The following is a 24733-nucleotide window of genomic DNA, read 5'->3' as shown; positions in this document are numbered from 1 at the left end:
CGGGTGTATCAAGGCGCGGGGTGATCGGTTTTGTTATCCGTTTACGTTGATCTCGGCCTCGGCCTCGTGCTGTCCTTCCTGCTCCTTTCGCTGCTGGTGAGCGGGCTCAACGAGGCGTTCGTGCGGTTGCTCGCCATCCGCAGCAAGTTCCTGTGGGCCTACCTGCGCGACACCATGGACGGCAGCGACGCCGAGGGCAGGTCGTGGCTGCCCGCCAAGGCGCGTGACGTGTTCGGCGCGCTGCCGTTCGTCCGCGACCCCCGGCCGGTCCACAGCGACCAGCCGGCGCCCGCCGAGACGGCCGAGCTGCCCGCGCGGGAGACCAAGGCCGAGGACGTCATGACGAAGCTGCTCTACGAGCGGGTTCGCGAGATCGACCATCCGAAGACCGGCCGCACCAGCATCGCCAACATCCCGCCGGGCCGGTTCGCCGGCGCCATGATGGAGATGGCCGCCGCCGACCCGGGCAGCGTCGACGGGCTGCTGGAGAAGCTCAAGGCGATGCGCAGCCCCCTCCACGGCCACCTCAAGGGCGTGTGGGAGTCGGCGCAGCGCGACATGGACCGCTTCCGGCAGGGCGTCGAAACCTGGTTCGACACCGAGATGCAGCGACTGTCCATGCTCTACCGCCGCTACGTCAAATGGGTCGTGGCCGTGCTGGGCCTGGCCGTGACGCTGCTGTTCACCATGGACGGGCTCGAGTACGCCAAGACGCTGCTGCGTGACAACGCCTTCCGGGCCTCCGTCACCGCGGTGGCCGAGGCCGGGCCCGACGCCTACAACGAGCTCAAGGCGCGGTGCGAGCAGTCCAACCCGGTGCCGTGCATCACCGACACACTCAGCCAGCCGGCGCTGGTCAAGGTGTTCGACCACGCGATCGTCAGCCTGTCGATCCCCGAGGGCGAGGATCCCGCGATCCACTGGAACGGCGCCGCCTGGTGGGACCGCCTCACCACGCTCAGCCACTGGCCCGGCTACCTGCTGACGTACATCGCCCTGCTGTTCGGCGCGCCCTTCTGGTGGGACCTGTTCCGGCGCATCACCGGCATCAGATCGCGCCATTGAGCCTTATCACTCACCAAGGCTGAGCTCTATCCTCGATCAGATGGAGACAGAGCGGCTCATCATGCGCAGATGGCGCGACGACGACCGGGCCCCGTTCGCGGCCATGAACGCCGACCCCGAGGTGATGGAGCACTTTCCCGCGACGATGACCCGGGCGCAGAGCGACGCCCTCGTCGACCGCATCGAGCAGCGCTTCGACGAGCTGGGCTACGGCCTGTGGGCGCTGGAGGTGCGGGCCACGGGGGAGTTCGTCGGGTTCACCGGCCTGGTCCTGCAGACGTTCGAGGCCCACTTCAACCCCTCGGTGGAGGTCGGCTGGCGGCTGGCCAGGCACGCCTGGGGCCACGGCTACGCCATCGAGGCGGCTCGCCGGGCGGTGCGTCACGGGTTCGACGCCGGTCTCGACGAGATCGTCTCCATGACCGCCGTGGGCAATGTGCGCTCCCGCGCCGTCATGGAACGGCTCGGCATGACCCGCGACCCGGCCGACGACTTCGACCACCCGAACGTCCGCCCCGACAGCCCTCTGCGCCGCCACGTCCTCTACCGCGTCAAACCCGGCCAGGTGACGCGCGCCGAGATCTGACGCGGCCCGGCGGGCCGCCCTCGCCGACTCGGGCCGCCGCCCGGCCGCCCCGGCCGGCGCCGGGGGATTGCGGGTCCGAAGTCCGCCGGAATGGCCGGTCCGAACGCCGCCAGCCCGCGTCGGGGGCCCGCGCCTAGCGTGTTCCGCGTTGGAATCCCCTCCGGTCACCCCGGAGGGCCCTACGGCGAAGGAACACGTATGGATCTGCAGCTTTCCGGTCGCGTCGCGATCGTCACCGGCGCCTCCAGGGGCATCGGCCTGGCCGTGACCCGCACCCTGATCGGCGAGGGGGCCCGCGTCGTGGCCGTCTCCCGGAAGACCAGCCCGGAGTTGGAGGAACTGGGCGGTGACCTGCTCCACGTGCCGGTCGATCTGATGGACCCCGAAGCGCCCGGCCAGGTCGTGGCGCGGGCCGTGGAGGAGTTCGGGGGGCTCGACATCCTGGTCAACAATGCCGGCGGCCGCCCGCCCGGGGTGGCTCTGCCGCGCTTCTCCTTCCTGGCCCCGGCCGACGAGGACTGGAGGGTCATGTTCGAGTTCAACCTGTTCTCGGTCGTGCGTTTCGTCCGGGCCGCCATCCCGCCGATGCTGGCGCGCGGCGGCGGCCGGTCGTTCCCCTCAACGGGACGGCCGGCGGCCCCACGACGGTCTTTCACGGCAGGCGAGTGACCACGCGCCCAGGCCCGGACAGGTGCCTCGATCACACGTCGTAGTAGAGCTCGAACTCGTGCGGGTGCGGGCGCAGGCGGATCGGGTCGACCTCGTTCACGCGCTTGTAGGAGATCCACGTCTCGATCAGGTCGGGCGTGAACACGCCGCCCTCGAGCAGGTAGTCGTGGTCGGCCTCCAGGGCGTCGAGGACCTCGGTGAGCGAGCCCGGGACCTGCGGGACCTGGCGGGCCTCCTCGGGCGGCAGCTCGTAGAGGTCCTTGTCGACCGGCTCCGGCGGCTCGATCTTGTTGCGGATGCCGTCGAGACCCGCCATCAGCATGGCCGCGAACGCGAAGTAGGGGTTGCACGACGGGTCGGGCACCCGGAACTCGATGCGCTTGGCCTTCGGGTTGGAGCCCGTGATCGGGATGCGGACGCAGGCCGAGCGGTTGCGCTGGCTGTAGACCAGGTTGACCGGCGCCTCGTAGCCCGGGACCAGCCGGTGGTAGGAGTTGACCGTCGGGTTGGTGAACGCCAGCAGCGACGCCGCGTGCTTGAGCAGGCCGCCGATGTAGTAGCGCGCGGTGTCGGACAGCCCGGCGTAGCCCACCTCGTCGTAGAAGAGGGGCGCCCCGTCCTTCCACAGCGACTGGTGGCAGTGCATGCCGGAGCCGTTGTCACCGAAGATCGGCTTGGGCATGAAGGTGACCGTGTGGCCGTACTCCATGGCGGTGCTCTTGATGATGTACTTGTAGAGCATCAGGTTGTCGGCCGTCTTGAGCAGCGTGCCGAACTTGAAGTCGATCTCGGCCTGGCCGGCGGTGCCCACCTCGTGGTGCTGCATCTCGACCTCGATGCCGCTCTCGATGAGGTTGCGGACCATCTCGGAGCGCAGGTCGGTGAAGTGGTCCATCGGCGGCACCGGGAAGTAGCCGCCCTTGTAGCGGGGCTTGTAGCCGAGGTTGCCGCCTTCGGTGGCCTTGCCGGTGTTCCAGGCGCCCTCGATGGAGTCGATGTAGTAGTAGCCGGCGTTCTGCCTCGTCTCGAAGCGGACGTCGTCGAAGATGTAGAACTCGGCCTCGGGGCCGAAGTAGACCGTGTCGGCGATGCCGGTGCCCTTGAGGTATTCCTCGGCCTTGCGCGCCACGTTACGCGGGTCGCGACTGTAGGCCTCACCCGTCAGCGGGTCGTGCACGAAGAAGTTGATGTTGAGCGTCTTGTGGTCGCGGAACGGGTCGAGCACGGCGCTCGACGGGTCGGGCAGCAGCAGCATGTCCGACTCGTGGATCGCCTGGAAACCGCGGATCGACGAGCCGTCGAACATGAGGCCGTCGGTGAAGACGTTGGCGTCGAAGTTCTCGACTGGGAAGGTGAAGTGATGCGTCGTCCCCGGCAGGTCGGTGAACCTGACATCGACGAACTGCACCCCTTCGTCCCTGATGAACTTCAGGACGTCGTCGGCGGAGTTGAACACTCTCGAACCTCCCAATGGGGACCGGCTATCAGGCCGACGCTAAGTCGGGGCCGTTTCCGAACGGTGTCCCGTTTGTTTCGCATGTGTTAAGCAGGCTCATGTGCCCTTCGAGGCGGAGCACCCACTCTTGCTCTCCGGCTCGTCGTCCAGGTCGTACGGGTCGGACGGCGGCCCGCTGGGAGCCGTCGAGTCGTAGCCGGAGTCGCGGTAGACGGGGTGGATGAAGGCGTCCTTCACGTCGCAGCGCGCGGGGGTGCTGCTGTGGCCCAGGTCGCGCACCCACAGGACCAGCCTCCCGCCCTCGCGATAGGCGAACAGCTCGCCTTTGGAGTGGACGACGACCCGGATCGTCGTGGCGGGCCGGCCGGGACGGTTGACGGCGTAGACGACCAGGTAGTTGGTCTGCACCTTGACGCCGGTGCGGCCATCCTCCTCCAGCCTGGCCAGTGTGGTCGTGCCCCTGACCTTGATGACGTCGGTGGACAGCTCGGCGGTCCTGGGGGCGAAGCCGGCCACCCAGCCGCGGCTGTCGAAGCCGTCCTTCGTCCTGCGGTCAAGGTTCTCGCGGAAGAGGGCGCGCTGCGTGGGGTCGAGCAGCTTCACGAAGGCCGCCGGCTCGCCGCCCATGAGCGTCGCGCGGTCGAGGTAGGCGGCCGCCAGCAGTTCGCGCGTCCGCTTCAGCGCCTTGGCCACGTCCTGCTCCGGCAGGCCGCCGAGCGCCTTCGCCGGGGGCATGACGAAACCGGCGATTCCGTCCGCGTACGTCTCGGCGGGTGACCCGTCAAACGGCCCCGCCGCCCAAGGGGCGGAGATCACCGGCAGCGTCTCCTCGGACACCGGACCCGCCGCCTGCTGGATGGCCGTCAGCACGTCGGGACGGAAGGCCACGACGAGGCCGGCGGCCGAGACCACCGCGATCGTCGCGGCGACGGCGAGCAGGCCGCGCACGGCCCGCCGCGAACGCGGGCCTCTCGCGGGCCTGGGGGCCCGGAGCGGTCGTGCCCCCTTGGTGGCCGAGGCCCGCATCCTGCGCCGTTCGTCGTCGCCGATCTGCGAGACGAGCGCGTTGAAGCGCGCGTCAAGGTCATCCCCGTGTGGCATGACGAACATGATGACCAGCCCGTGACGCGAATGGGTCACAATCCGGACCGGTGCGGCGGCCGGATACCGTGGAGAGCATGAGCAGCAACGAACCCCGGTGGACACAGACCTGGCTGGGGGGCCTCCGGGCGGCCGGAGTCGACCTCGGCTACCCGGGCGAGCGCCTGGGCCTGCCCCGGGAGGGCAGCGGCGCGATCGCCGGATGGGGGCGCCGGATCGTCGCGCTGGTCATCGACTGGATGATCTGCACCTGGGTCGTCACCCAGCTCCTGCTGGGCCTCAACCCGGCCGAGTCGCCCTGGGTGCCGGCCGTCGTGTTCGCGCTGCAGTATCTCGTGCTGGTGGCGTTCATGGGGCAGACGTTCGGGCACCGCCTGGCCGGCATCAGGGTGGCCGCGATGGACGGCGGCGATCCGCGGCTGGTGCCCGTGCTGGCCCGCACCCTGCTGCTCGCCCTGGCCGTGCCCGCGCTGATCTTCGACCGTGACCACCGTGGCCTGCACGACCGCGCCTCCAACACCATGGTCGTCCGCATGTGATCGCTCCATGAACGTGAGTAAAAAAGCGTACTGGGTTTGAAATTGAACCCGGTACGCTTTATGCTCGCCGCATGATGGCGGGACTGAGGGAGCGAAAGAAGGAGCAGACGCGGCGGCGGATCGCGGAGACCGCGCTGCGCCTGTTCGCCGAGCGGGGCTATGACGAGGTGACCGTCAACGAGGTCGCCGAGGCGGCCGGGGTGGCGAAGGTGACGCTGTTCGCCTACTTCGCGACCAAGGAGTGCCTGGTCCTCGACGAGGTCAAGGAGGACATGGCGCGGATCGTGACCGAGCGCGCCCCGGGCCTGTCGCCGCTCGGCGCGCTCCGCGCGCACTACCGGGCGTTCGCCGAGGGGGCGGGCGAGATCGACGCCGACAGCCTGCTGGCGCGGGTCCGGGTGATCTCCGGCAGTCCGGCGCTGCTCGCCGGGGTCCACCAGGCGCACGCTGGGCAGCGCTACGAGCTGGCCGCCGCGCTGGAGCGCGAGCCGGGCGACCTGACCGCCCACCTCTTGGCGGCGCAGATCACCGCCGTGATCACCACACTGCAGGAGCAGTTCTTCCACCGGCTCGCCTGCGGCGCGCCGCTCGCGGAGGCCGGGTGGCGGCTGGCGGGCGAGGTCGATGTCGCCTTCGACCTGCTCGAACACGGATTCGCCGCAAGTTATGGAGATAAATCGTGAAGAAGGGGATCAACTATGACACCGGATTCCTGCCCGAACCGGGCCGGTCACGCCACGCGTTCGACGCCGAGACCGTGCGGCACGAGATGCGGGTCATCGCCGGCGACTTACACTGCCAGGTCGTCCGCGTCTCCGGAGCCGACCCCGAGCGGCTGAGCACCGCTGCCGAGCTGGCCGCCCAGGCCGGCCTCGAGGTCTGGTTCGCGCCTTTCCCGGTGGACGTCACCCCGCCCGGCATGCTCGCCCTCTACGCCGACTGCGCCGCCCGGGCGGAGTCGCTGCGGCGCGGCGGCGCCGAGGTGGTGCTGGTCACCGGCTGCGAGACCACCGCCTTCGGCCACGGCTTCATCCCCGGCGACGGCTACGCTGACCGGCTCGGCGCGATGATCACGGCCGACATGGCCTGGTGGCAGTCGCTGGCCGACATCATCCCCCGATTCAACGACTTCCTGGCCGAGGCGGCCGAGACCGTGCGGCCACTGTTCGGCGGCAGGTTGAGCTACGCGGCGGGCCCGTGGGAGTTCATCGACTGGAGTCCGTTCGACCTGGTGGGCGTCGACGCCTACCGCGCCGCCTACAACGCCGACGGCTTCCGCGAGGAGCTGCGCGGCCACTTCAGGCACGGCAAGCCCGTCGTGGTGACCGAGTTCGGCACCTGCCCCTACCTCGGCGCCTCCGACCGGGGCGGCAGCGCCTGGGTGGTGCCCGACGGCGCGGTGCCCGACGAGGGGGAGCAGGTCCGCTACCTCACCGAGCTGCTCGACGTCTTCGAGGAGGAGGGCGTCGACACCGCCCTGTGGTTCACCTTCGCCGGCTACACCCGCCTCGGCGCCGCCGACCTCGGCTCCTACGGCGTGGTGCGGATGCTCGACGAGACCCGCTGGGAGCCCCGCGAGGTCTTTCACGCCATGGCGGCTAGATACGGGCGCAGCTGAAGATCGCGGTGCCCGGCAGGTGACGGCCGCGCAGCGGGCTCCAGCCGCCCCACACCCGCTCGTGGCCCTCGGGCCACTCGGGCTCCAGCAGGCCGGTGACGCTCAGCCCGGAGGCGACGACCAGGCTGATCCAGTCGCCCATCGTGCGATGGTGCTCGACATAGGTCGGAGTGCCGTCGTCGTCGCGCTCGACGTAGGGGGAGCGGTCGAAGTAGGACCGGTCGGAGGTCAGCCCGCGCGGACCCGGATCGTCGGGGAACGCCCAGCGGATCGGATGGCTGACCGAGAACACGAACCTGCCGCCGGGCCTGAGCACCCGGCGCACCTCGCGCAGCACGGACAGCGGATCGGCCACGAACGGCAGCGCCCCGAACGCCGAGCAGGCCAGGTCGAAACAGGCGTCGGCGAACGGCAGGGCCTCGGCGTCGGCCTGCACCACCGGGACGCGCACGCCGGTGTCGAGATCGATCCGCTGCGAGTGACGCAACTGCCGGTGCGACAGGTCGAACGCGGCCACCCGGGCGCCCCGCGTCACCAGCCACCGGGCGCACTGCGCCGCGCCGCAGCCGACCTCCAGCACCCGCCGCCCGCGCACCTCGCCCAGCAGGCCCGCGTCGGCCTCGTCGACCCCCTCGGGACACCAGACGAAACCGCTGTCACGCAGGAAGTCGCCGTGCTCGCCCTGGTAGTCGTCGGCGTTGCCGTCCCACCAGCCGCGGTTGGCCCGCGAGGAGACCGACGCCACTAGCGCATCTTGGGGCCGCGCGGCATGCGGGCGCCCTTGGGCATCGGGCCCTTGGGCATCGGCATGTTCTTCGGCAGCGACCGCAGGCGGTCCTTCACCTCGTTGACCGCGGGCTTCTTCAGGTTGCGCGGCAGCTTCATGATGTGGCGCTGCAGCTTGGCCAGCGGCACCTGCCCCTCGCCGTCGCCGCACTGGATGTCGTAGATCTCGACGCCCAGCACCACTCGTGCGACCCGCTTCTTCTCCGACGCGAGCATCCGGCCGACCCGGTTGCCCGGCCCCTCGGACACCAGCACCACACCCGGGTAGCCGATCACCAGGTGGATCAGGTCCTGGTCACGGTTGACCGCGATCGCCGGCGTCACCTGCCAGTTGCCGCGCATGCCCTGCAGCACCGCGGCGGCCGCGCCGGTCTGGCCGTGCAGGATCGAGTATTGGGCCTTCTGCGCCAGCTGCCCGAAGACCACCAGGCCCACGGTGATGGCCGCCAGGATGCCGAGGAACACCGAATACCACAGGTAGTCCGTGACCAGGCCGATCACGATCACCACAGCGAGCGTGCCGACCGCCGAGAGGAAAACGATCGGCAACCCCTTGGGGTTGGCCTGCTTGATGACCTGCGCGATCATGCGGAGCTGCTTGATGCGCCCCGGCTTTTCTGGGTCCACGGACTTCGCCATGCCTTGAAGGATACAAACCAACCGGTCATGAAAGGAAAACGTGACCTGTCCGTACGACGCCCGCCGTCAGCTCGTAAGGCCGTGCGCCGCGCGTCCTGGTGCCCCACACGCGACAGACCGCCCCCCGCGAGCGGGGAACGGTCTGCGGGAAAGGGCGACGCTCAGGTGGTCTGGCGGGCCGCGATCGCCTGCTGGTAGAGCCGGCCCGCGCGGTAGGACGAGCGGACCAGCGGACCCGACAGCACACCGGCGAAGCCGATGGCCTCGGCCTCGGCCTGGAGCTCCACGAACTCCTCCGGCTTGACCCAGCGCTCCACCGGGTGGTGCCGGGGCGTGGGCCGCAGGTATTGGGTGATCGTGAGCAGGTCGGTGCCCGCGGCGTGCAGGTCGCGCATGGCCGCGACGATCTCCTCGCGGGTCTCGCCCATGCCCAGGATCAGGTTGGACTTGGTGACCAGCCCGGCCTCGCGGGCCATCGTGATCACCCCGAGGGAGCGGTCGTAGCGGAACGCGGGACGGATCCGCTTGAAGATGCGCGGCACCGTCTCCACGTTGTGGGCGAACACCTCGGGCTTGGCCGAGAAGACCTCCTCCAACTGGTCACGGACGCCGTTGAAGTCGGGCACCAGCAGCTCGACGCCGCAACCGGGCAGCAGCGCGTGGATCTGCCGGGCGGTCTCCGCATAGAGCCAGGCGCCGCCGTCGGGCAGGTCGTCACGCGCTACCCCGGTCACCGTCGCGTAGCGCAGGCCCATCTGCTGGACCGACTCGGCCACGCGGCGGGGCTCGTCGCGGTCGTACTCCTTGGGTTTGCCCGTGTCGATCTGGCAGAAGTCGCAGCGGCGCGTGCACTGGTCGCCGCCGATGAGGAAGGTCGCCTCGCGATCCTCCCAGCACTCGTAGATATTGGGACAGCCCGCCTCTTCACAGACCGTGTGCAGGCCCTCCCGGCGCACGAGCGATTTGAGCTCGGTGTATTCGGGGCCCGTCTTCAGCTTGGTCTTGATCCACGGGGGCTTGCGCTCGATAGGGGTCTCGGCGTTGCGCACCTCCAGACGGAGGAGCTTTCGGCCTTCAGGAGCAACGGTCACCACCACAGCTTACGTCGCAAGCCACACCGGCTCAGTCGCGGGTGGCGAACCACCCGTGCCCGCCCGGCGAACGGTCAGCTGATCAGGCCGAACCCGCGGATCGCCCTGGTGTAGTGGCCGAGCAGCTCGCCGTCGATCCGGTCGGACTCGGCCGAGCCGAGCAGCTCCGTGCCGGGCATCGTGGTCAGCACGCCGTCGGAGAGCCGGGCGCGTTCCAGGGCGCCCGCCCTGATGGCCGGGACGCTCTCGCCGCGCAGCGCCGCCGCCTGCATCGGCGCGAGGTAGCGCCCGGTGGCCAGTAACCTGTCGAGCTCCGCCAGCTCCCGCGCCGAGGCGACCCGCCGCGCGAGCGTCTCCCGCCTGTGCCGTACGCGGTCCGCGCCGGCCCGCGCCAGCCGGGTCAGCACGTGCTCGGCCAGCAGCACCGGCCCGCCGAGCACCCGCCCGATGAGGCGCCCGAACAGGCCCGCCACCTCGTAACCGGTGCCCGGATAGTCCATCGCGCCCAGGGACGAGGCGGCGACCTTGGTCTGCGCCTCCTCCCGCGCGCGCAGCGGCGCCGCCCCGATGAGCGCATGCCGCCACTCGCCCAGCGTCGACAGCGCGCCGTCCACGAGGAGCTCCTCCACGGTGGGGGTCTCGGCGTAGGCCACGGCCAGCGACACCACCCGCTGCCGCGGCGACAGGGCCAGCCACAGGGGCAGACCGACGACCAGCACGGGCTTCCTGAACAGGCCGCCGCGCAGGTGGCGCGTGGCCGGCTCCAGGTCGCGGACCGCCACCTTGCCGGGCCGCCGCACGCCGATCCGGTCGGCCACCCGTTCGGCGGTGGCGTACAGCTCTCCGGCGGTGGGACGGTCGAGCACCTCGGCGTCGGCGGGCAGCCGGCCGGCGAGCCGGGGCCGCAGCAGCCAGCCGAGCGCGATGAGCAGGGCGCCGATCAGCCATCCGACGACCAGCTCGGCGTTGACCACGATCGTCCACGCGCCCAGGGCGATGCAGGCGAGCGTCAGCAGGTGCACCACGACGGCGAGGGCCAGAGCGAGGGGGCGTTTCACACGCTCGATCGTAGGCGTGGAACGCGCTCTCTCACAGCCCCCGGCGACCGGCGGTCACCGCCGCATCAGGTCCTCTTCGTGCATGTCGAACGCTTCCATGCCGAGCGTCTCCGCCAGGCGTTTCTCGGCGATCGGCAGGACCTCCTCGACCACGATCCGCCTGCCGGTCTCGGCGGACAGGGAGGAGACGCCCACGTCGGGGATGCCGCACGGGACGATCCGGTTGAACCACCGGGGGTCGTTGGCGCAGTTGAGGGCGAAGCCGTGCATGGTGACACCCCGGGTGACCCTGATGCCGACCGCGCCGAGCTGCCGATCGGGCAGGCCCAGGCTGGGGTCGCCCGCCGCCCACACGCCGGCCCGCCCCGTCACCCGCCGCGCCGTGACACCGAAGTCGGCGCAGATCTGGATCATCGCCTCTTCGAGCCGGCAGATGTAGGTGATCACGTCGGTGATCGCGATGACCGGGTAGGCGACCAGCTGGCCGGGACCGTGCCAGGTGACGCGGCCGCCCCGGTCGACGTCGATCACCGGCGTGCCGTCGGCGGGCCGCTCGTGGGGCGCGGCGCGCTTGCCCGCGGTGTAGACCGGGGCGTGCTCCAGCATGAGGACCGTGTCGGTCAGCTCGCCGGCGAGCCGCTTGGCGTGCACCCGGCGCTGGAGCGCCCAGGCCTGCTCGTAGGGGACGTCGACACCGAGGCGGACGATGGCTAGTGCGAGGGGATCGACCCCGTGCTTGGGGCGCATGGGACCATTGTGCCGTTCCGTCACACCTGAAGGGTAATTCAGGAGGTCAGCAGCCGAGGCTCGATCCGGAACTCCTTCACCCCTCCGGCCCCGTCGTGCTCGATCCGGTAGGCGCACCCGTCGGGGTCGGTCGTGACCGCCTGGATGAAGTCGGTGCCCACGTAGTGCAGCCCCACGCCCTCGTCGGCCGCGTAGCCGCCGGGCAGCTCGCCCGAGGCCACCGACTGGTGCAGCAGCGGGCGGCGCTGTGGCTCGGAGTTGTAGTGCACCCCGCACGAGTAGGGCAGGAACGCCAGCCCGTCGGCCCACACGCGCAGCTCTGGGCCGAACGAGTCGGTGTTGCCGCCCACGTGCCAGCACAGCGCGCCCGCGCTCTGACCGGACAGCACCACCCCCGACCGCCACGCCTCCTCGAAGGCCTCGTCGAGCCCGTGCAGCCGCCAGAGCGCCATCAGGTTGGCCACGCTGCCGCCGCTGACGTAGATCATGTCCTGCTCCAGCATCCACGCCCGCGGGTCGTCGACGTTGGGCATCGGGAAGACGGTCAGGTGGCTCAGCTCGACGTCCCATCCGGCGAACGCGCCGTACATCTTCAGCAGCCAGGCGCTGTCGTCGCCGACCGCGGTCGCGAGCAGGCCCAGCTTGGGGCGGTCCTGGCCGGTCAGGTCGAGGGCGTACCGCAGCAGCGGGCTGGCCTGGACGAATCCGTAGCGCTGGCTGGGGCGGAACGATCCGCCGCCGATGGCGAGGATGTGCGACTGCCCTGACATGAATCTCCTTAAGGGTGAAGACCCCGTCCTCGCGGGTGGGGATGACCTTCCCGGCGGGCGGCTGTCGGAGGACGAACGGCACACTAGAGTACGGCGCGCAGTGCCTCGTCGAGAGAGGTATGGGCGAAGCCGTACCCCGTGTCCTGTAGTTTCCGGGGAAAGATCTTGTGCCCCGGCAGCAGGCCCTCCTTGGCGAACTCGCCGATCCCCAGGCTCAGCGCGAAGGCCGGGACGGGCATCGGCACCGTGCCCTTGCGCAGGGCCTTTCCGAGTGACCTGGTGAACTCGGCGTTGGTGACGGGGGTGGGGGAGGTGAGATTGACCGGCCCCGACAGATCCCGATTTTTCAGGATGTGCAGGGTGGCTCCCACCCAGTCGTCCTCCGCGATCCACGACCAGTACTGCTTCCCCGTCCCCAGCGGCGCGCCCAGCCCCATCCTGAAGATCGGCAACATCCGCCCGAGCGCCCCGCCCCGCCCGCTCAGCACCAGCCCGGTGCGCAGCTGGGCGGTCCGCACGCCGAACGACCCGGCCTCTCGCGCCTCGCCCTCCCACCGATCGCACAGCTCGGCCAGGAACCCCTCACCCTTGCCGGTGTTCTCATCGACCACCTGGTCGCCGGTGTCGCCGTAGAAGTCGACCCCGGACGCCGACACCAGCACCTCGGGCGGCTGTGACAGCTCCCGCAGGGCGTTGACCAGCGTCCGCGTGCTCTCGACCCGGCTGCGCACCAGCTCCCGCTTGTAGGCCGGGCTCCAGCGCCGGTCGGCGATCGGCGCCCCGGCCAGATGCACCACCGCCTCGGCGCCCTCGATCGCGGCCGGATCGAGCACACCCTCGGCGGGCTGCCAGAACACCTCGTCGTCCCCCTGCGGCTCCCGCCGCACCAAGGCGACGACCCGCTCGCCCTGCCCTCGCAGCGCCTCGACCAGCGCGCTCCCCAACAACCCCGACGCCCCGCTCACAACAACAGCCATCTCCGCTATATCTCCCTCCCGCCCCGAAATATCCATTCCGGTCCGGGGTCAGAGGCCGTATCCCTGGAGACCCCGGCCACGGCCGGCTTGGCGTGCCGTAACGGATGGGGCCTTTGTGATGGGGACGTGAAAACGGCCGACCGGAAGGACCGGTCGGCCGCATGGCGGATGGGGTCAGGCGAGGCCGAGCTGGGCCTCGAAACGGCCCTCTTCGAGGCGGCGCTTGATGGTGGTGAGGAAGCGGGCCGCGTCGGCGCCGTCGACCAGCCGGTGGTCGTAGGTCAGCGCCAGGTAGACCATCGAGCGGACCGCGATGACCTCGCCCTCGGCGGTGTCGATCACCACGGGCCGCTTGACGACGGCGCCGGTGCCGAGCATGCCGACCTGCGGCTGGTTGAGGATCGGCGTGTCGAACAGCGCGCCCCTGCTGCCGGTGTTGGTGAGCGTGAACGTGCCACCGGTGATCTCGTCGGGGGTCACCTTGTTGGCGCGGGTGCGCTCGGCCAGGTCGGCCGTCTTGCGGGCGAGCCCGGCGAGGTTGAGGTCGCCGGCGTTCTTGATGACCGCCGCGATCAGGCCGCGCTCGGTGTCGACGGCGATGGCCAGGTGCTCGACGTCGAAGTAGGTGACCTCCATCGTCTCGTTGTTGATCGTCGCGTTGAGCTTGGGGTGCTGCTTGAGCGCCTCGATCGCGGCCATCTCGAAGAACGGCATGAACGACAGCTTGACGCCCTCACGGCGCAGGAACTCGCCCTTGGCCTGGTCGCGCAGCCGCGCGATCTTGGTGACGTCGACCTCGACGACCGTGGTGAGCTGCGCCGCGGTCTGCAGCGACTCGACCAGGCGCTTGGACATGGTCTGCCGCAGGCGCGACATCTTCTCAACGCGGCCGCGCAGCGTGGTGTCGACCTCGACCGGCTCGGGGGCCGCGGCCTGGGCGGGCACCGCGGCGAGCTGGGCGGCGGCCGGGGCCTGGGGGGCGGCGGGAGCCGCCTGCGCGCGCTGCGTCTTGGCCGCCTCGAGCACGTCCTGCTTGCGGATGCGGCCGCCCACGCCGGTGCCGTTGATCGCCTCGAGGTCGACGCCGTGCTCGTTGGCGAGCTTGCGCACCAGCGGCGTCACGTAGGGGCTCTCACCGGAGGGCTGCGGCGGGGCCTGCTCGACGGGCGCCTGGGGAGCCGGAGCCTGCTGGACGGGAGCCGGAGCGGGCGCCGGTGCGGGAGCGGGAGGTGCCTGCGGGGCCGGGGCCTGCTGGACCGGCTCGGGCTGCGCCGCCGGAGCGGGCTGGGGGATCGAGGAGGCGGGAGCGGGCTCCGGCTCGGCGAAAGCCTCCTGCTGCGCGGGAGCGGCGCCGCCGGCCTGGCCGTGCTCGTCGATGATGGCCAGCTCCGCGCCGACCTCGACGGTTTCGTCCTCAGCCACAACGATCTTGGTGATGACGCCCGCGGACGGCGACGGGATCTCGGTGTCGACCTTGTCGGTCGACACTTCGAGGAGCGGCTCGTCGGCCTCGACGCGCTCGCCTTCCTTCTTCAGCCAACGGGTTACCGTGCCCTCGGTAACGCTCTCGCCGAGCTGGGGCATCTGTACGGAGACCGGCATCGTTATCTTCTCTCGCGTTCTGATCTCGAGGGCTGGACTAGTTGTGTACGTGCAGCGGCTTGCCGGCCAGGGCCAGCATCGCCTCACCAACGGCCTCGGACTGGGTCGGGTGTGCGTGGATGAGCTGGGCGACCTCTGCGGGCAGCGCCTCCCAGTTGTAGATCAGCTGCCCCTCGGTGACGAGCTCACCGATGCGGCGGCCCACCATGTGGACGCCGACGACCGGACCGTCCTTCTGGGCGATGACCTTGACGGCGCCGGCGGTGCCGAGGATCTGGCTCTTGGGATTGCCGGCGAGGTCGTAGACCTGCTCCACGATCTCCAGGCCGCGCTCGGCGGCCTGCGCGGACGTGATGCCGACCGAGGCGACCTCGGGGTCGGAGTAGGTGATGCGCGGCACGCCCGCGTAGTCGATGGGCGGCGGGTTGAGCCCGGCGATGTGCTCGGCCACCATGATGCCCTCGGCGAACCCGGCGTGGGCGAGCTGCAACGTGGGGATCAGGTCGCCGATCGCGTAGACGCCGGGCACGGAGGTCTGGCAGTGCTCGTCGACCACGACCGCGCCGCGCTCGATCGTGATGCCGGCCTCCTCGAAGCCCATGCCCGAGGACACGGCGCCGCGGCCGACCGCGACCAGCAGGATCTCGGCGTCGAGGGTCTTGCCGTTGGCCAGGGTGACCACCACGCCGGTGTCGGTGGTCTTGGCGCCCTCGAAGAAGACGCCCAGTTCGTACTTGATGCCGCGGCGGCGGAAGGCGCGCTCCAGCAGCTTGGAGCTCGACTCCTCCTCGGTCGGCAGCAGGTGGGGCAGGGCCTCGACGATCGTGACCTCGGCCCCGAACGAGCGGTAGACGCTGGCCAGCTCGACGCCGATCACGCCGCCGCCCAGCACCACCACCGAGGTGGGCACGCGGTCCATGGTCAGGGTGTGCTCGCTGGTGATGACGCGCTCGCCGTCGATCTCCAGGCCGGGCAGCGACTTGGGCGCCGAGCCGGTGGCCAGCACGAGGTGGCGGCCCTCGTAGACGTCGGAGCCCACCTGGATCGCGCGCTCTCCGACGAGGCGGCCCTCGCCCTCGACGATCGTCACGCCCGCGCCCTTGAGCAGGCCCTGCACGCCCTTCCAGGCCCGGGTGACGATCTTGTCCTTGAAGGCGTGGACGCCGGGGACGTCGATGCCGTCGAAACGCGCCTTGACGCCGAACGTCTCGCTCTCGCGCGTCTCGTCGGCGACCTCGGCGGAGTGCAGCAGAGCCTTGGTGGGGATGCATCCCCTGTGGAGGCAGGTGCCGCCGATCTTGTCCTTTTCGATCAGGGCGACGGTCTTGCCCAGCTCGGCCGCCCGCAGCGCGCAGGCGTAACCGCCGCTGCCGCCACCTAGGACGACGATGTCGTAGGCCACAGGAAGGCTCCTTGTCGGGGTGTTCGTGATGCCGTCATCTTTTCATTTGTTTCAGATGCTCGCGTGCCGCTCGGCGAGTCCGATGAGGGTGCGGGTGATCGCGCCCGTGCCGCCCTTCGGGGTGTAGCCGTGCGGCTCGCCCTTGTTGAACGCGGGTCCGGCCATGTCGATGTGCGCCCAGCGCACCCCGTCGGGCACGAACTCTTGGAGGAAGATGCCCGCCGACAGCATGCCGCCCCAGCGCTCCGCCGGGATGTTGGCGATGTCGGCGATCGGTGAGTCGAGGCCCTTGCGCAGCTCCTCGGGCAGTGGCATGCCCCAGGCGCCCTCGCCCGCGGCCCCGGCGACCTCGACGACGAGCTCCCTGATCGCCTCGTCGTTGGCCATGACGGCGGAGGTGCGCCAGCCGAGCGCGACGATCTGCGCGCCGGTGAGGGTGGCGACGTCGACGATCAGGTCGGGAGCGTCCTCGGCGGCGCGCGCGATGCCGTCCATGAGCACCAGGCGGCCCTCGGCGTCGGTGTTGAGCACCTCGACGGTCTTGCCGCTGTAGCTGTGGATCACGTCGGACGGGCGCTGCGCGGTGCCGCTCGGAAGGTTCTCGGCCAGGCAGAGGTAGCCGACGGCGTTGATCGGCAGGCCGAGGCGGGCGATGCCGACCAGCGCCCCGAGAACGGCGCCCGCGCCGCCCATGTCGGACTTCATCCAGTCCATGGACTCGGCCGGCTTGAGCGACAGGCCACCCGAGTCGAACGTGATGCCCTTGCCCACGAACGCCAGCGTCTTGGCGGCCTCGGGATGGGTGTAGGAGAGGCGGACCAGGCGCGGCGGGTTGGCCGAGCCCTGGCCGACGCCGATGAGGCCGCCGTAGCCGCCGTCCTTGAGCTGCTTCTCGTCGAGCACCTCGACGGTCAGCCCGGCCTCGGTGCCGGTGGTCTCGGCGATCTCGGCGAACTTCGCCGGCCACAGGTCGGACGGCGGTGTGTTGACCAGGTCGCGGACCAGGGCGACCGACTCGGCCAGCACGGTGGCCCGCTCGGTGGCGTGTTCGGTGGCCTTCGCGGCCTCGGCGGAGAGCACGGTCAGCTCGGCCACCGGCTCCTTGGGCTCGCCGTTGGCGCGGTAGCGGGAGTAGCCGTAGGCGCCCAGCAGCGCGCCGAGCGCGACGGCCTCGACCTCCTCGGCCGACGCGGCGGGCAGGGCCAGGGCGGCGCGGGGCGTGCCGGCCAGCGAGCGGACGGCGGTGCCGGCGGCGCGGCGCAGGCCCTCGGCGTCGGGTGACTCACCCAGGCCGACGGCGACCAGCAGCGGGGCGGTGATGGCGCCGAACACCGGCACCTTGGCGATCTCGCCGGGCTTGCCGGTGAAACCGACGGCGGCGAGGGAGGCGGCGAGCTTCCCGTCGAAGGCCGCGTCGAGAGTTTCGGCGCCTGTCGCGGGACGGGGGCCTTCGGGCCCGGAGCGGAACCCGACGATCAGTGCGTCGGTGTCGAAAGAGACTGGATCTGCTGAGTTCAGCCGCACAGTGGTCACGTAAACCGATGCTATCCAGGGTTTCCAGGTACTAACAAACAGGGGTTCATCCCATGAATCGATGAAGCATATTGGTGCTATAGTCATTAGCACCATGTTGCTTGCCCTTGATCTCAACGACGCGCGGCCCCTGCACCAGCAGGTGGCCAGCGCCATCCGTCACGCCATCGGCGAAGGCGCCTACGCGCCGGGAGACCGGTTGCCGCCGGCCCGCGACCTGGCCGACGCGCTCGGCATCAACTCCAACACCGTGCTGCGCGCGCTGCGCGACCTGCGCGACGAGGGGCTGCTGGAGTTCAGGCGCGGACGCGGCGTCAGCGTCGCCGGCCGCGCCGACGGGCGCGCGCTGCTCGTGGAGCGGGCGCGCGAGTTGCTGGACGAGGCCAGGAGATACGGCTACCGCCGTGAAGACCTCATCACCATCCTTGAGGAGTTGTCATGAGCCCCCGATCCGCCGCCGTTCTCTGGGGGACGGCCGTCACCGCCGCGCTGGTCGCGGTTCCGCTGGCCCTGCGCGACCGGCTGCCCGATCCGCTGGCCGTGCACTGGGGACCGGCGGGAGCGCCCGACGGACAGATGTCGCTCATGGCCGGCCTGGTGGCGCAGGTGGCGATGTGGGCCGTGATCTGGGCGTTCCTGCTCGGCGCCGCGATGCGCGAGCAGACGCTGACCCGCAGGCTCGGCCGCGCCTACTGGTGGGGCACGCTCTTCGGCGGCGGACTGTTCGTGCTCGGCATGAGCGGTGTGACCCTGCTGGCCAACCTCGACGCGGCCACCTGGACCGACGCCGTCCTGGAGCCGTGGCAGGTCATCGCGGTGATCGTCGTCGCCTCGGCCGCCGGAGTGCTCGGCGGTCACCTCGGCAGGGGCGGCCCCGACCCGCACGCGCCCGCCGGCGCCGAGCCGCCCCGGCTCGACCTCAGGCCGGGACAGCGCGTGGTCTGGGTCAGCCGCGTCACCAATCCCTGGCTGGTCGCCGTGACCACCGTCGCGGCGGCCGGGCTGGTCGTCGCCACGGTGCTCGACGTCGCGGGCGCCTCCGTGGGCGTCGTGCTCCCGCCGCTCGGCATCCTGCTGCTCGTCGGCCTGCTGACCGCCTCCCTCACCGCTCGCGTCACCGCCGACGGCCTCACGATCGGGTTCGGCCCGTTCGGCTGGCCGGTGCGCCGGATCAAGCTGTCCAAGATCGACAAAGCCTGGTCGGACACGCGTTACCCGAGCCAGGTCGGCGGCTGGGGCATCCGCGGCCTGCCTGGTGGCGCGACCATCATGCTGCGCGGCGGCGAGTGCCTGATCATCCGTTACCACTCCGGCGGCGAGCTGGCCGTCAGCGTCGACGACGCCGCCCGCGGCGCCGCCCTCCTCAACGCCCTCCTCGGCGAGCGGGTCTCTGGATGACTCGTTCCGAGCGGTGCGGCTGACCGGTCAGCCGAGGACGGCGCACCCGACGAGGGCGGCGGTGGTGGCGGTCTCGACGAGCGCGCCGAGGACGTCGCCCGTGACACCGCCCAGCCGCCGCCGGGCGTGGGCGAGCAGCAGCAGCGCCGCCCCCAGCCCGGCGAGCATCGCCAGCGGCAGCACGACGCCCGCCGCCAGGCCGAGTCCCGCGCCCCCGGCCGCCGCCGGCGCGTCCAGGGGCCGGCCCTGCCCGTCCAGGGCCGGGACGGCCAGGCCGAGGACGGTGACGGCGGCCAGGGCCGCGAGGGTGACGAGCCAGGCCGCCGCAGGACGTACCGTGCCCGCGACGGTGGCGCCCAGCCCGCCCGCGCGGGCGGCGGGGACGCCGGACCGGCAGGCCCAGGTGAGCGCCAGGCGGCCCGCCACACAGGCGCTCACCAGCGCGCAGGGCCCGGCCGAGGACAGGGCGGCGACCTGGACGAGCAGCGTGAGCACCAGCGTCACCACCCCGAACGGCCCGATGTCCGACTTCCGCATGATGTCGAGCGCCCGGGCGGCGGGACTGCCGCTGCCCAGCCCGTCGGCGAGGTCGGCCAGCCCGTCCAGGTGCAGCCCGCGCGTCAGCAGGGCCAGCGCGCCTACCGCCAGCGCGGCCCCCAGGATCGCGGGGCCCGGCAGCAGCAGCGGCAGGCCGGCCACGACGCCGAGCGCCAGCCCGACGGCCGGAGCGAACAGCATGGCCAGGCCCGCGACCTGGCGGTCGACCCGCCGCACCCGGACCGGGAACACGGTGAGCGTGCCGACCGCGAAGCGCAGGCCGTGCATCAGAACAGCTCGTCCAGCAGCCGGTAGTAGTCGAGGCGCCGCGCGTCGGGCTCGACCGGCCCGTACGCGGCCAGGAAGTCCGCGCCGGCGCGCTCGTCCAGGTCGCGCAGCGCGAGGGCCAGGTCGACGTGGCGATCGGCCACGCCCAGCGCGGCCACGTCGATCAGCACCGGCTCGCCCGAGGGCGATGCGAGCACGTTGGCCGGGGTGAAGTCGCCGTGGGTGACGACCAGGTCCTCCTCGGCGGGCCGCTCGGCCACCAGCCGCTCGTACACCTGCTCCGGGGTGAGCCCCGCCCGGGCCTCGTCGAAGTCGCGCGGATCGACCCGTCCGGCCTCCACCCGCTCGCGGGCCCTGCCGAGCTTGACGTCGAGCCGCTCGTCGAACGGGCACTCGGCGACCGGGATGCCGTGCAGGACGCGCAGCGCCCGTCCCATGATCGTGCCGGCCTCCGGCGGGGCCTTGCGCCCCAGACTGCGCCAGCCCACGTCCGACAGCACCAGCGCGTCACCCTCGAACGTCACGATGTCCGGCACGTCCATCCACTGCCCGAGCCACCGCAGCCGGTCGCGCTCACCCCGCGCCGACGGGCCCTGCTTGACGTAGTAGACGCCCGTGGGAAAGGTGACGCGCAGCGTCTCGCCGCTCATGCCCTCGTGGTCGCCGGACCAGACGGCGTCGTCACCGAACAGGTCCAAGATCCGCCCAGGAAGCCGCATAACGGTCGATCCTAAGGGCCACTAGGGTGGCCGGATGCACGTGGTTGAACTCGAAGGCGTAGGCGTCCGGGTCGTCGGCAAGGCGCTGCTGAGCGACGTCGACTGGCAGGTGGAGTACGGCGAGCACTGGGTGATCCTCGGCCCCAACGGCGCCGGCAAGACGACGCTGCTCTCGCTGGCCGCCGCCGTGCGGCATCCGACGGAGGGCACGGTGAGCGTTCTGGGCCACCGGCTCGGCCGGGTCGACGTGCGGTCGTTGCGCCGCCACATCGGCCTGGTCGCCTCCAGCCAGCGACTGATCGACGAGGAGTTGCTGGAGGAGGAGGGGGCGACCGCGCACACCGTGGTCCTCACCGGGCACACCGGGACGAGCGCGCCGCTCTGGGACAGGTACGGCGACGCCGAACACGAGCGCGCGCTGCGGCTGCTGGCCGATCTCGGCTGCAAGGACCTGGCCGACCGCCCCTTCCGGGTGTGCTCCCAGGGCGAACGGGCCCGCATCAGGGTGGCCCGCTCGCTCATGCCGGATCCGGCGGTGCTGCTGCTGGACGAGCCGTTCGCCGGGCTCGACCTGCCCGCCCGCGAGGACCTCATCGCGGCGGTCGAGGACCTGGCGGCCACCAGGCCGGTGCTCACCACGATCACGGTGACCCACCACCTGGAGGAGGTGCCCTCGACCACCACGCACGCCATGCTCATGTGCGACGCCCGCGTCCTGGCGGCCGGGCCCGTGGCGGACGTCCTCACCCCGTCCAACCTCTCCGACTGCTTCGGCCGCGCCCTGCACGTGGACCGCCTCGACGGCCGCTGGTACGCCCGGGCCGTCCGCCTCTGACCCGCGGTCACGTTCGCGGAGTCCCGGGGTCCGCCGTCTCCGGGGCGCCCCACGGCGCGAGCAGCGCCACGCCCGGCCCCGCGAGCCCGATCCAGACCGGGTCGAGCGCCGTCAGAGCGGCAGGACGCGGCCGGCGACGACGAGGGCCACGTCCTCGGACTCGGCGGCCAGGCGCTCGTTGAGGCGGCCGAGCGCGTCCCTGAAGGCCCGCCCGCTGGCCGTGGCGGGCACCACGCCCATGCCCACCTCGTCGGACACGGCCACGATCGGCCGCGCCGCGTCCCGCCATGCCCGCGCGAGCTCGTCGCACCGCCTTTCGACCGGTGTCCGGTCGCCCTCCCAGGCGCCGTGCTCGTCGAACACCGCGGCCAGCCACGTGCCGAGCCCGTCCACCAGCAGCGGGGTGGCGGCGTCGCGGACGGCCCGCGCCAGGTCGGTGGTCTCCAGCGTCGTCCAGTGCGCGGGCCGGCGCTCCTGGTGGGCGCGCACGCGCGCGGCCCACTCACCGTCGCCCTCGCCGCGCGGCCCGGTGGCGACATAGGTCACGTACGGCTCCGCGGCCAGGCGCAGCTCGGCCTCGGCGGACTTGCCCGAGCGCGACCCGCCCAGCAGCAGCGTCCTGCGCGCGCGGCGGACCGGGGGCGGCGGCAACCGGGTGTCGATCACGGTCCCGTCGGGTACGGCCCGCGCCCCCCACAGGGCCAGCCGCCGGGCCAGCTCCTCCCCGGACCTGACGCGGTGGTCGACCCCCACGGCGACCACCTGGGTGCGCTCGCCCACCACCCCGGCCCGTCGCAGCAGCCCGAGCCGCTCGGGCCCGTCGAGCAGGTCGGCGAGCACGAGGTCGCAGGGCGGCGCGTCCAGCTGTGGCCCCCCGGCCGGCGCGTACAGCAGCCGGGTCCCGTCCGGCCCGGCCAGGCCGTGCCCGCCGGCGAACGACCGGTAGCCGCCCGGCCGGTCGCGGAACGGGAACCCGGCCACGCCGTCGACGACCGGCTCGAACGGCCGGCGGTGCCCGGAAGGCGGGCGGGCGCACGAGGCGCACCGGCACCCGGGCTCCGGCCAGCCCGCGGGGCCCGCCGTGCCTGCGAGAAGTACCTTCACCGCGCCGATCGTACAAACACCCCGCAAACGGCCGTCAGCGGGACCACCGGCGACCGGCGCGGGTGGCCGTCAGCGGGACCGGAGGCGGGGGCGGTCGGCGCGGCGGCGGTCAGGCGGCAGTCAGCGGGAACTGTGGGCGGGTGACCTGGAGCGGCGGCGGGTGGCGACGACGGCGCCACCGGCGAGCAGGACGAGCACGCCGGCCCCGCCCAGTATCAGCGCGAGCGGCGGGCCGCCGGCGGGCCCGGAGGACGAGACGGCGACATCCTGCTCGGCGCCGCCCTTCTGGCGGGCCGGATAGTCGTCGACCGCCACGACCGCGCCCTCGGCGTCGGCGCGGACCCTGGCGACCGAGGCGAGCAACTGGGCGGTGGAGGCGTTCTCGGCCGCGGCCACGCACTTCAGCAGTCCCTGGGCGGGCGGCTGGTCGCCGGGGTAGGCGTCGGTGTCGCCGTCACCGAAGTCCACCGTCACCACGACCCGCTTGTGACCCGAGACCGCGGCGTCCTTGCCACATACCGCTTCGAACCCGGGCAGATCCCCGCCCGGCGGCTCGGTGGCAGTCCCGTCGGGCGAGGCGGAGAAACGCCAGCCGACGACGGAGCCGTCGGACGGCACGTCCCGGGCCGAGACCGCCAGCCAGGCCGTGCCGTCGCTCCGCCAGACGCTCCACAGGCGGGGCGCGTTCGGATCGGGCCCACCGGGTACGGGCCCGCTGGGCATGATCGGGGCCGAGGCTGAGGCGGGAAGGGGCGAGAGAAGGAAGGCGGCCGCCACGAGGGCGGCACCCGCCGCAACACGAAACGCGCGCAGCATCGATTGACCTCCAAGCTCGGGAGTAGGGTGCCAGTGCCGTCGGAGGGTGCGCCGGCGAACCCGCGGAAAAGGAGCGTATGGCATGACATGGCGGTGGCGTTATGAAAATGCGCATGGTGGTGAGGTGACAGATCGGCCGTTGCCCCGAGAAGTTTTTCCGAGCCAGGCCGACGCGGAGTCCTGGATCGGCGAAAACTGGCGTGAGCTGCTCGAATTCGGCGTTGAGCAGGTGGCGCTGCTGGAGGAAGACCGCGTCGAATACACAGGATTGTCATTGCGGCCGGAGTGAATGAGAACAAATGGAAAAACCCCTTGAGTCGTACTGTGACTCAAGGGGTTTTTGTTCGGGCGGAGATTATGGGCGCGATTTGGGACTGGCGGTCTTGGCCGGGTCGCGCTCCACGATCGGGCCGAGCGCGTCGTCGATCCGCTTGAGCACGTCGGCGTCGAGCTTGACGCCCACGGCCTTCACGTTGTCGCGCACCTGCTCGGGCCGGGTGGCGCCGACGATGGCGCTGGCCACGTTGGGGTTCTGGAGCACCCAGGCGACCGCCAGCTGGGCCATGCTCAGCCCCAGGTCCGCGGCGATCGGCCTGAGCTCCTGCACCCGGGTCAGCACCTCGTCGTCCATGAACCGCGAGATCATGGCGCTGCCGCCCGGGTCGGTCGCCCGGGAGCCCGCCGGCGGCTGCTGTCCGGGCAGGTACTTACCGGTGAGCACGCCCTGGGCGATCGGCGACCAGACGATCTGGCCGACGCCCTCGCGCTCGCTCAGCGGCACGATCTCGGGCTCGATGACCCGCCACAGCATGGAGTACTGCGGCTGGTTGGACACGATCCGGTCGAAGCCCATCTCGTCGGCGATCTCCAGCGCCTGGGCGATCTGGTCGGCCGTCCACTCGCTGACCCCGACGTAGAGCACCTTGCCCTGCCGTACGAGATCGTCGAAGGTCTTCAGGGTCTCCTCGAGCGGCGTCTCGAAGTCGAAACGGTGCGCCTGGTAGAGGTCGACGTAGTCGGTCTGCAGGCGGCGCAGCGAGGCGTTGATGGACTCGGTGATGTGCTTGCGGGACAGCCCGCGGTCGTTGGGCCCGGAACCGGTCGGCCAGTAGACCTTGGTGAAGATTTCCAGCGACTCCCTGCGGACGCCCTTGAGCGCCCGGCCGAGCACCGCCTCCGCCTTGGTGCCCGCGTAGACGTCGGCGGTGTCGAACGTGGTGATGCCCTCGTCGAGGGCGGCCTGGACGCACTGCTTGGCGGCGTCCTCCTCCACCTGGGAACCGTGGGTGAGCCAGTTGCCGTAGCTGATCTCGCTGACCATGAGACCGCTGCGACCGAGGTGACGGAATTCCATGTATCCGACCTTAGGCCGTCACGAGATCTGTTTCGGGATAAGG

Annotated in this window: 27 protein-coding genes; 10 read left to right on the top strand and 17 right to left on the bottom strand. The window is 71.4% G+C overall.

Annotated elements, in window-relative coordinates; all coding sequences use genetic code 11:
• The first annotated feature begins 30 nt into the window (after nucleotides 1-30).
• From AB0C16_RS24940 to AB0C16_RS24930, 3 genes are all read left to right on the top strand, one after another.
• Nucleotides 31-1065, top strand: a complete 1035-nt coding sequence (locus AB0C16_RS24940) for a hypothetical protein (RefSeq protein ID WP_357686312.1) — start codon at nucleotides 31-33, stop codon at nucleotides 1063-1065.
• A gap of 40 nt (nucleotides 1066-1105) precedes the next feature.
• Nucleotides 1106-1651 (top strand): GNAT family N-acetyltransferase, encoded by a 546-nt coding sequence (locus AB0C16_RS24935; RefSeq protein WP_357686311.1) that lies wholly within the window; start codon nucleotides 1106-1108, stop codon nucleotides 1649-1651.
• Between the two features lie 198 nt (nucleotides 1652-1849).
• Nucleotides 1850-2320, top strand: a complete 471-nt coding sequence (locus AB0C16_RS24930; RefSeq protein WP_357686310.1) for an SDR family NAD(P)-dependent oxidoreductase — start codon at nucleotides 1850-1852, stop codon at nucleotides 2318-2320.
• Nucleotides 2321-2351: 31 nt separating this feature from the next.
• Here the strand turns inward: AB0C16_RS24930 and glnA are convergent, their stop codons facing one another.
• Both glnA and AB0C16_RS24920 read right to left on the bottom strand, forming a co-directional pair.
• The gene (glnA, locus tag AB0C16_RS24925) at nucleotides 2352-3776 is read right to left on the bottom strand and encodes a type I glutamate--ammonia ligase (RefSeq protein WP_357686309.1); all 1425 of its coding nucleotides are present in this window, start codon (nucleotides 3774-3776) and stop codon (nucleotides 2352-2354) included.
• A 96-nt stretch (nucleotides 3777-3872) separates the two neighbouring features.
• On the bottom strand, nucleotides 3873-4877 hold the full coding sequence (locus tag AB0C16_RS24920) for a hypothetical protein (protein WP_357686308.1): 1005 nt from the start codon (nucleotides 4875-4877) through the stop codon (nucleotides 3873-3875).
• Nucleotides 4878-4954: 77 nt separating this feature from the next.
• On the opposite strand from AB0C16_RS24920, the gene AB0C16_RS24915 reads away from it, so the two are divergent.
• The 3 genes from AB0C16_RS24915 (at nucleotide 4955) to AB0C16_RS24905 (ending at nucleotide 7034) form a co-directional block, all read left to right on the top strand.
• Complete coding sequence (locus AB0C16_RS24915; RefSeq protein ID WP_357686307.1) at nucleotides 4955-5416, top strand: RDD family protein; 462 nt, start codon at nucleotides 4955-4957, stop codon at nucleotides 5414-5416.
• A 71-nt stretch (nucleotides 5417-5487) separates the two neighbouring features.
• A complete protein-coding gene (locus tag AB0C16_RS24910) occupies nucleotides 5488-6099 on the top strand; it encodes a TetR family transcriptional regulator (protein WP_357686306.1) in 612 nt (203 codons plus the stop codon).
• Complete coding sequence (locus AB0C16_RS24905) at nucleotides 6096-7034, top strand: hypothetical protein (RefSeq protein ID WP_357686305.1); 939 nt, start codon at nucleotides 6096-6098, stop codon at nucleotides 7032-7034. Before AB0C16_RS24910 ends, AB0C16_RS24905 begins: the two co-directional genes overlap by 4 nt.
• Here AB0C16_RS24905 and AB0C16_RS24900 read toward each other — a convergent pair.
• From AB0C16_RS24900 to AB0C16_RS24855, 10 genes are all read right to left on the bottom strand, one after another.
• On the bottom strand, nucleotides 7015-7779 hold the full coding sequence (locus AB0C16_RS24900) for a class I SAM-dependent methyltransferase (protein ID WP_357686304.1): 765 nt from the start codon (nucleotides 7777-7779) through the stop codon (nucleotides 7015-7017). The two genes, AB0C16_RS24905 and AB0C16_RS24900, sit on opposite strands and share 20 nt — an antisense overlap.
• Nucleotides 7779-8459, bottom strand: coding sequence for a DUF4191 domain-containing protein (locus AB0C16_RS24895; RefSeq protein WP_357686303.1), 681 nt, complete (start codon nucleotides 8457-8459; stop codon nucleotides 7779-7781). Before AB0C16_RS24895 ends, AB0C16_RS24900 begins: the two co-directional genes overlap by 1 nt.
• 161 nt (nucleotides 8460-8620) lie before the next feature.
• Nucleotides 8621-9550: a lipoyl synthase gene (gene lipA / locus AB0C16_RS24890; protein ID WP_357686302.1), complete on the bottom strand. Its 930-nt coding sequence runs from the start codon at nucleotides 9548-9550 to the stop codon at nucleotides 8621-8623.
• A 74-nt stretch (nucleotides 9551-9624) separates the two neighbouring features.
• Complete coding sequence (locus tag AB0C16_RS24885) at nucleotides 9625-10608, bottom strand: hypothetical protein (protein ID WP_357686301.1); 984 nt, start codon at nucleotides 10606-10608, stop codon at nucleotides 9625-9627.
• A 54-nt stretch (nucleotides 10609-10662) separates the two neighbouring features.
• Nucleotides 10663-11355 (bottom strand): lipoyl(octanoyl) transferase LipB, encoded by a 693-nt coding sequence (gene lipB / locus AB0C16_RS24880; protein ID WP_357686300.1) that lies wholly within the window; start codon nucleotides 11353-11355, stop codon nucleotides 10663-10665.
• 38 nt (nucleotides 11356-11393) lie between these two features.
• Entirely contained in the window at nucleotides 11394-12125 is a 732-nt protein-coding gene (locus AB0C16_RS24875; protein ID WP_357686299.1) for a peptidase E, read from the bottom strand.
• An 83-nt stretch (nucleotides 12126-12208) separates the two neighbouring features.
• Nucleotides 12209-13102, bottom strand: coding sequence for a TIGR01777 family oxidoreductase (locus tag AB0C16_RS24870; protein ID WP_357686298.1), 894 nt, complete (start codon nucleotides 13100-13102; stop codon nucleotides 12209-12211).
• Between the two features lie 174 nt (nucleotides 13103-13276).
• A complete protein-coding gene (gene sucB, locus AB0C16_RS24865) occupies nucleotides 13277-14704 on the bottom strand; it encodes a 2-oxoglutarate dehydrogenase, E2 component, dihydrolipoamide succinyltransferase (RefSeq protein WP_357686297.1) in 1428 nt (475 codons plus the stop codon).
• Nucleotides 14705-14741: 37 nt separating this feature from the next.
• Entirely contained in the window at nucleotides 14742-16106 is a 1365-nt protein-coding gene (gene lpdA, locus AB0C16_RS24860) for a dihydrolipoyl dehydrogenase (RefSeq protein ID WP_357686296.1), read from the bottom strand.
• Nucleotides 16107-16157: 51 nt separating this feature from the next.
• Nucleotides 16158-17639, bottom strand: a complete 1482-nt coding sequence (locus AB0C16_RS24855) for a leucyl aminopeptidase (RefSeq protein WP_357686295.1) — start codon at nucleotides 17637-17639, stop codon at nucleotides 16158-16160.
• 94 nt (nucleotides 17640-17733) lie between these two features.
• Between AB0C16_RS24855 and AB0C16_RS24850 the strand changes: the two genes are divergently transcribed.
• Both AB0C16_RS24850 and AB0C16_RS24845 read left to right on the top strand, forming a co-directional pair.
• The gene (locus tag AB0C16_RS24850) at nucleotides 17734-18081 is read left to right on the top strand and encodes a GntR family transcriptional regulator (RefSeq protein ID WP_357686294.1); all 348 of its coding nucleotides are present in this window, start codon (nucleotides 17734-17736) and stop codon (nucleotides 18079-18081) included.
• Nucleotides 18078-19037, top strand: a complete 960-nt coding sequence (locus tag AB0C16_RS24845) for a DUF1648 domain-containing protein (protein WP_357686293.1) — start codon at nucleotides 18078-18080, stop codon at nucleotides 19035-19037. The genes AB0C16_RS24850 and AB0C16_RS24845 overlap by 4 nt, the downstream gene beginning before the upstream one ends.
• A 27-nt stretch (nucleotides 19038-19064) precedes the next feature.
• Here the strand turns inward: AB0C16_RS24845 and AB0C16_RS24840 are convergent, their stop codons facing one another.
• Both AB0C16_RS24840 and AB0C16_RS24835 read right to left on the bottom strand, forming a co-directional pair.
• Entirely contained in the window at nucleotides 19065-19862 is a 798-nt protein-coding gene (locus AB0C16_RS24840; protein ID WP_357686292.1) for an adenosylcobinamide-GDP ribazoletransferase, read from the bottom strand.
• The gene (locus tag AB0C16_RS24835; RefSeq protein ID WP_357686291.1) at nucleotides 19862-20581 is read right to left on the bottom strand and encodes an aminoglycoside 3'-phosphotransferase; all 720 of its coding nucleotides are present in this window, start codon (nucleotides 20579-20581) and stop codon (nucleotides 19862-19864) included. Before AB0C16_RS24835 ends, AB0C16_RS24840 begins: the two co-directional genes overlap by 1 nt.
• Before the next feature lie 34 nt (nucleotides 20582-20615).
• Here AB0C16_RS24835 and AB0C16_RS24830 point away from each other — a divergent pair, with 34 nt between their 5' ends.
• Nucleotides 20616-21416 carry an ATP-binding cassette domain-containing protein gene (locus AB0C16_RS24830; RefSeq protein ID WP_357686290.1) on the top strand — a complete coding sequence of 267 codons (801 nt, stop codon included), beginning with the start codon at nucleotides 20616-20618 and terminating at the stop codon, nucleotides 21414-21416.
• Nucleotides 21417-21527: 111 nt separating this feature from the next.
• Here AB0C16_RS24830 and AB0C16_RS24825 read toward each other — a convergent pair whose 3' ends face one another.
• Nucleotides 21528-22520 carry a bifunctional adenosylcobinamide kinase/adenosylcobinamide-phosphate guanylyltransferase gene (locus AB0C16_RS24825; protein WP_357686289.1) on the bottom strand — a complete coding sequence of 331 codons (993 nt, stop codon included), beginning with the start codon at nucleotides 22518-22520 and terminating at the stop codon, nucleotides 21528-21530.
• Nucleotides 22521-22640: 120 nt separating this feature from the next.
• Nucleotides 22641-23336: an SCO2322 family protein gene (locus tag AB0C16_RS24820; protein WP_357686288.1), complete on the bottom strand. Its 696-nt coding sequence runs from the start codon at nucleotides 23334-23336 to the stop codon at nucleotides 22641-22643.
• Between the two features lie 82 nt (nucleotides 23337-23418).
• On the opposite strand from AB0C16_RS24820, the gene AB0C16_RS24815 reads away from it, so the two are divergent.
• Nucleotides 23419-23625 carry a hypothetical protein gene (locus AB0C16_RS24815; protein ID WP_357686287.1) on the top strand — a complete coding sequence of 69 codons (207 nt, stop codon included), beginning with the start codon at nucleotides 23419-23421 and terminating at the stop codon, nucleotides 23623-23625.
• Between the two features lie 66 nt (nucleotides 23626-23691).
• Here the strand turns inward: AB0C16_RS24815 and AB0C16_RS24810 are convergent, their stop codons facing one another.
• Nucleotides 23692-24690, bottom strand: coding sequence for an aldo/keto reductase family protein (locus AB0C16_RS24810; protein ID WP_357686286.1), 999 nt, complete (start codon nucleotides 24688-24690; stop codon nucleotides 23692-23694).
• Nucleotides 24691-24733: the final 43 nt, after the last annotated feature.

The sequence above is a fragment of the Nonomuraea sp. NPDC048916 genome, from assembly GCF_040649575.1.
Lineage (GTDB): Bacteria > Actinomycetota > Actinomycetes > Streptosporangiales > Streptosporangiaceae > Nonomuraea.
Note: the sequence above shows the minus strand (reverse complement) of the source record. Positions and strands in the feature narration are given on the sequence as shown.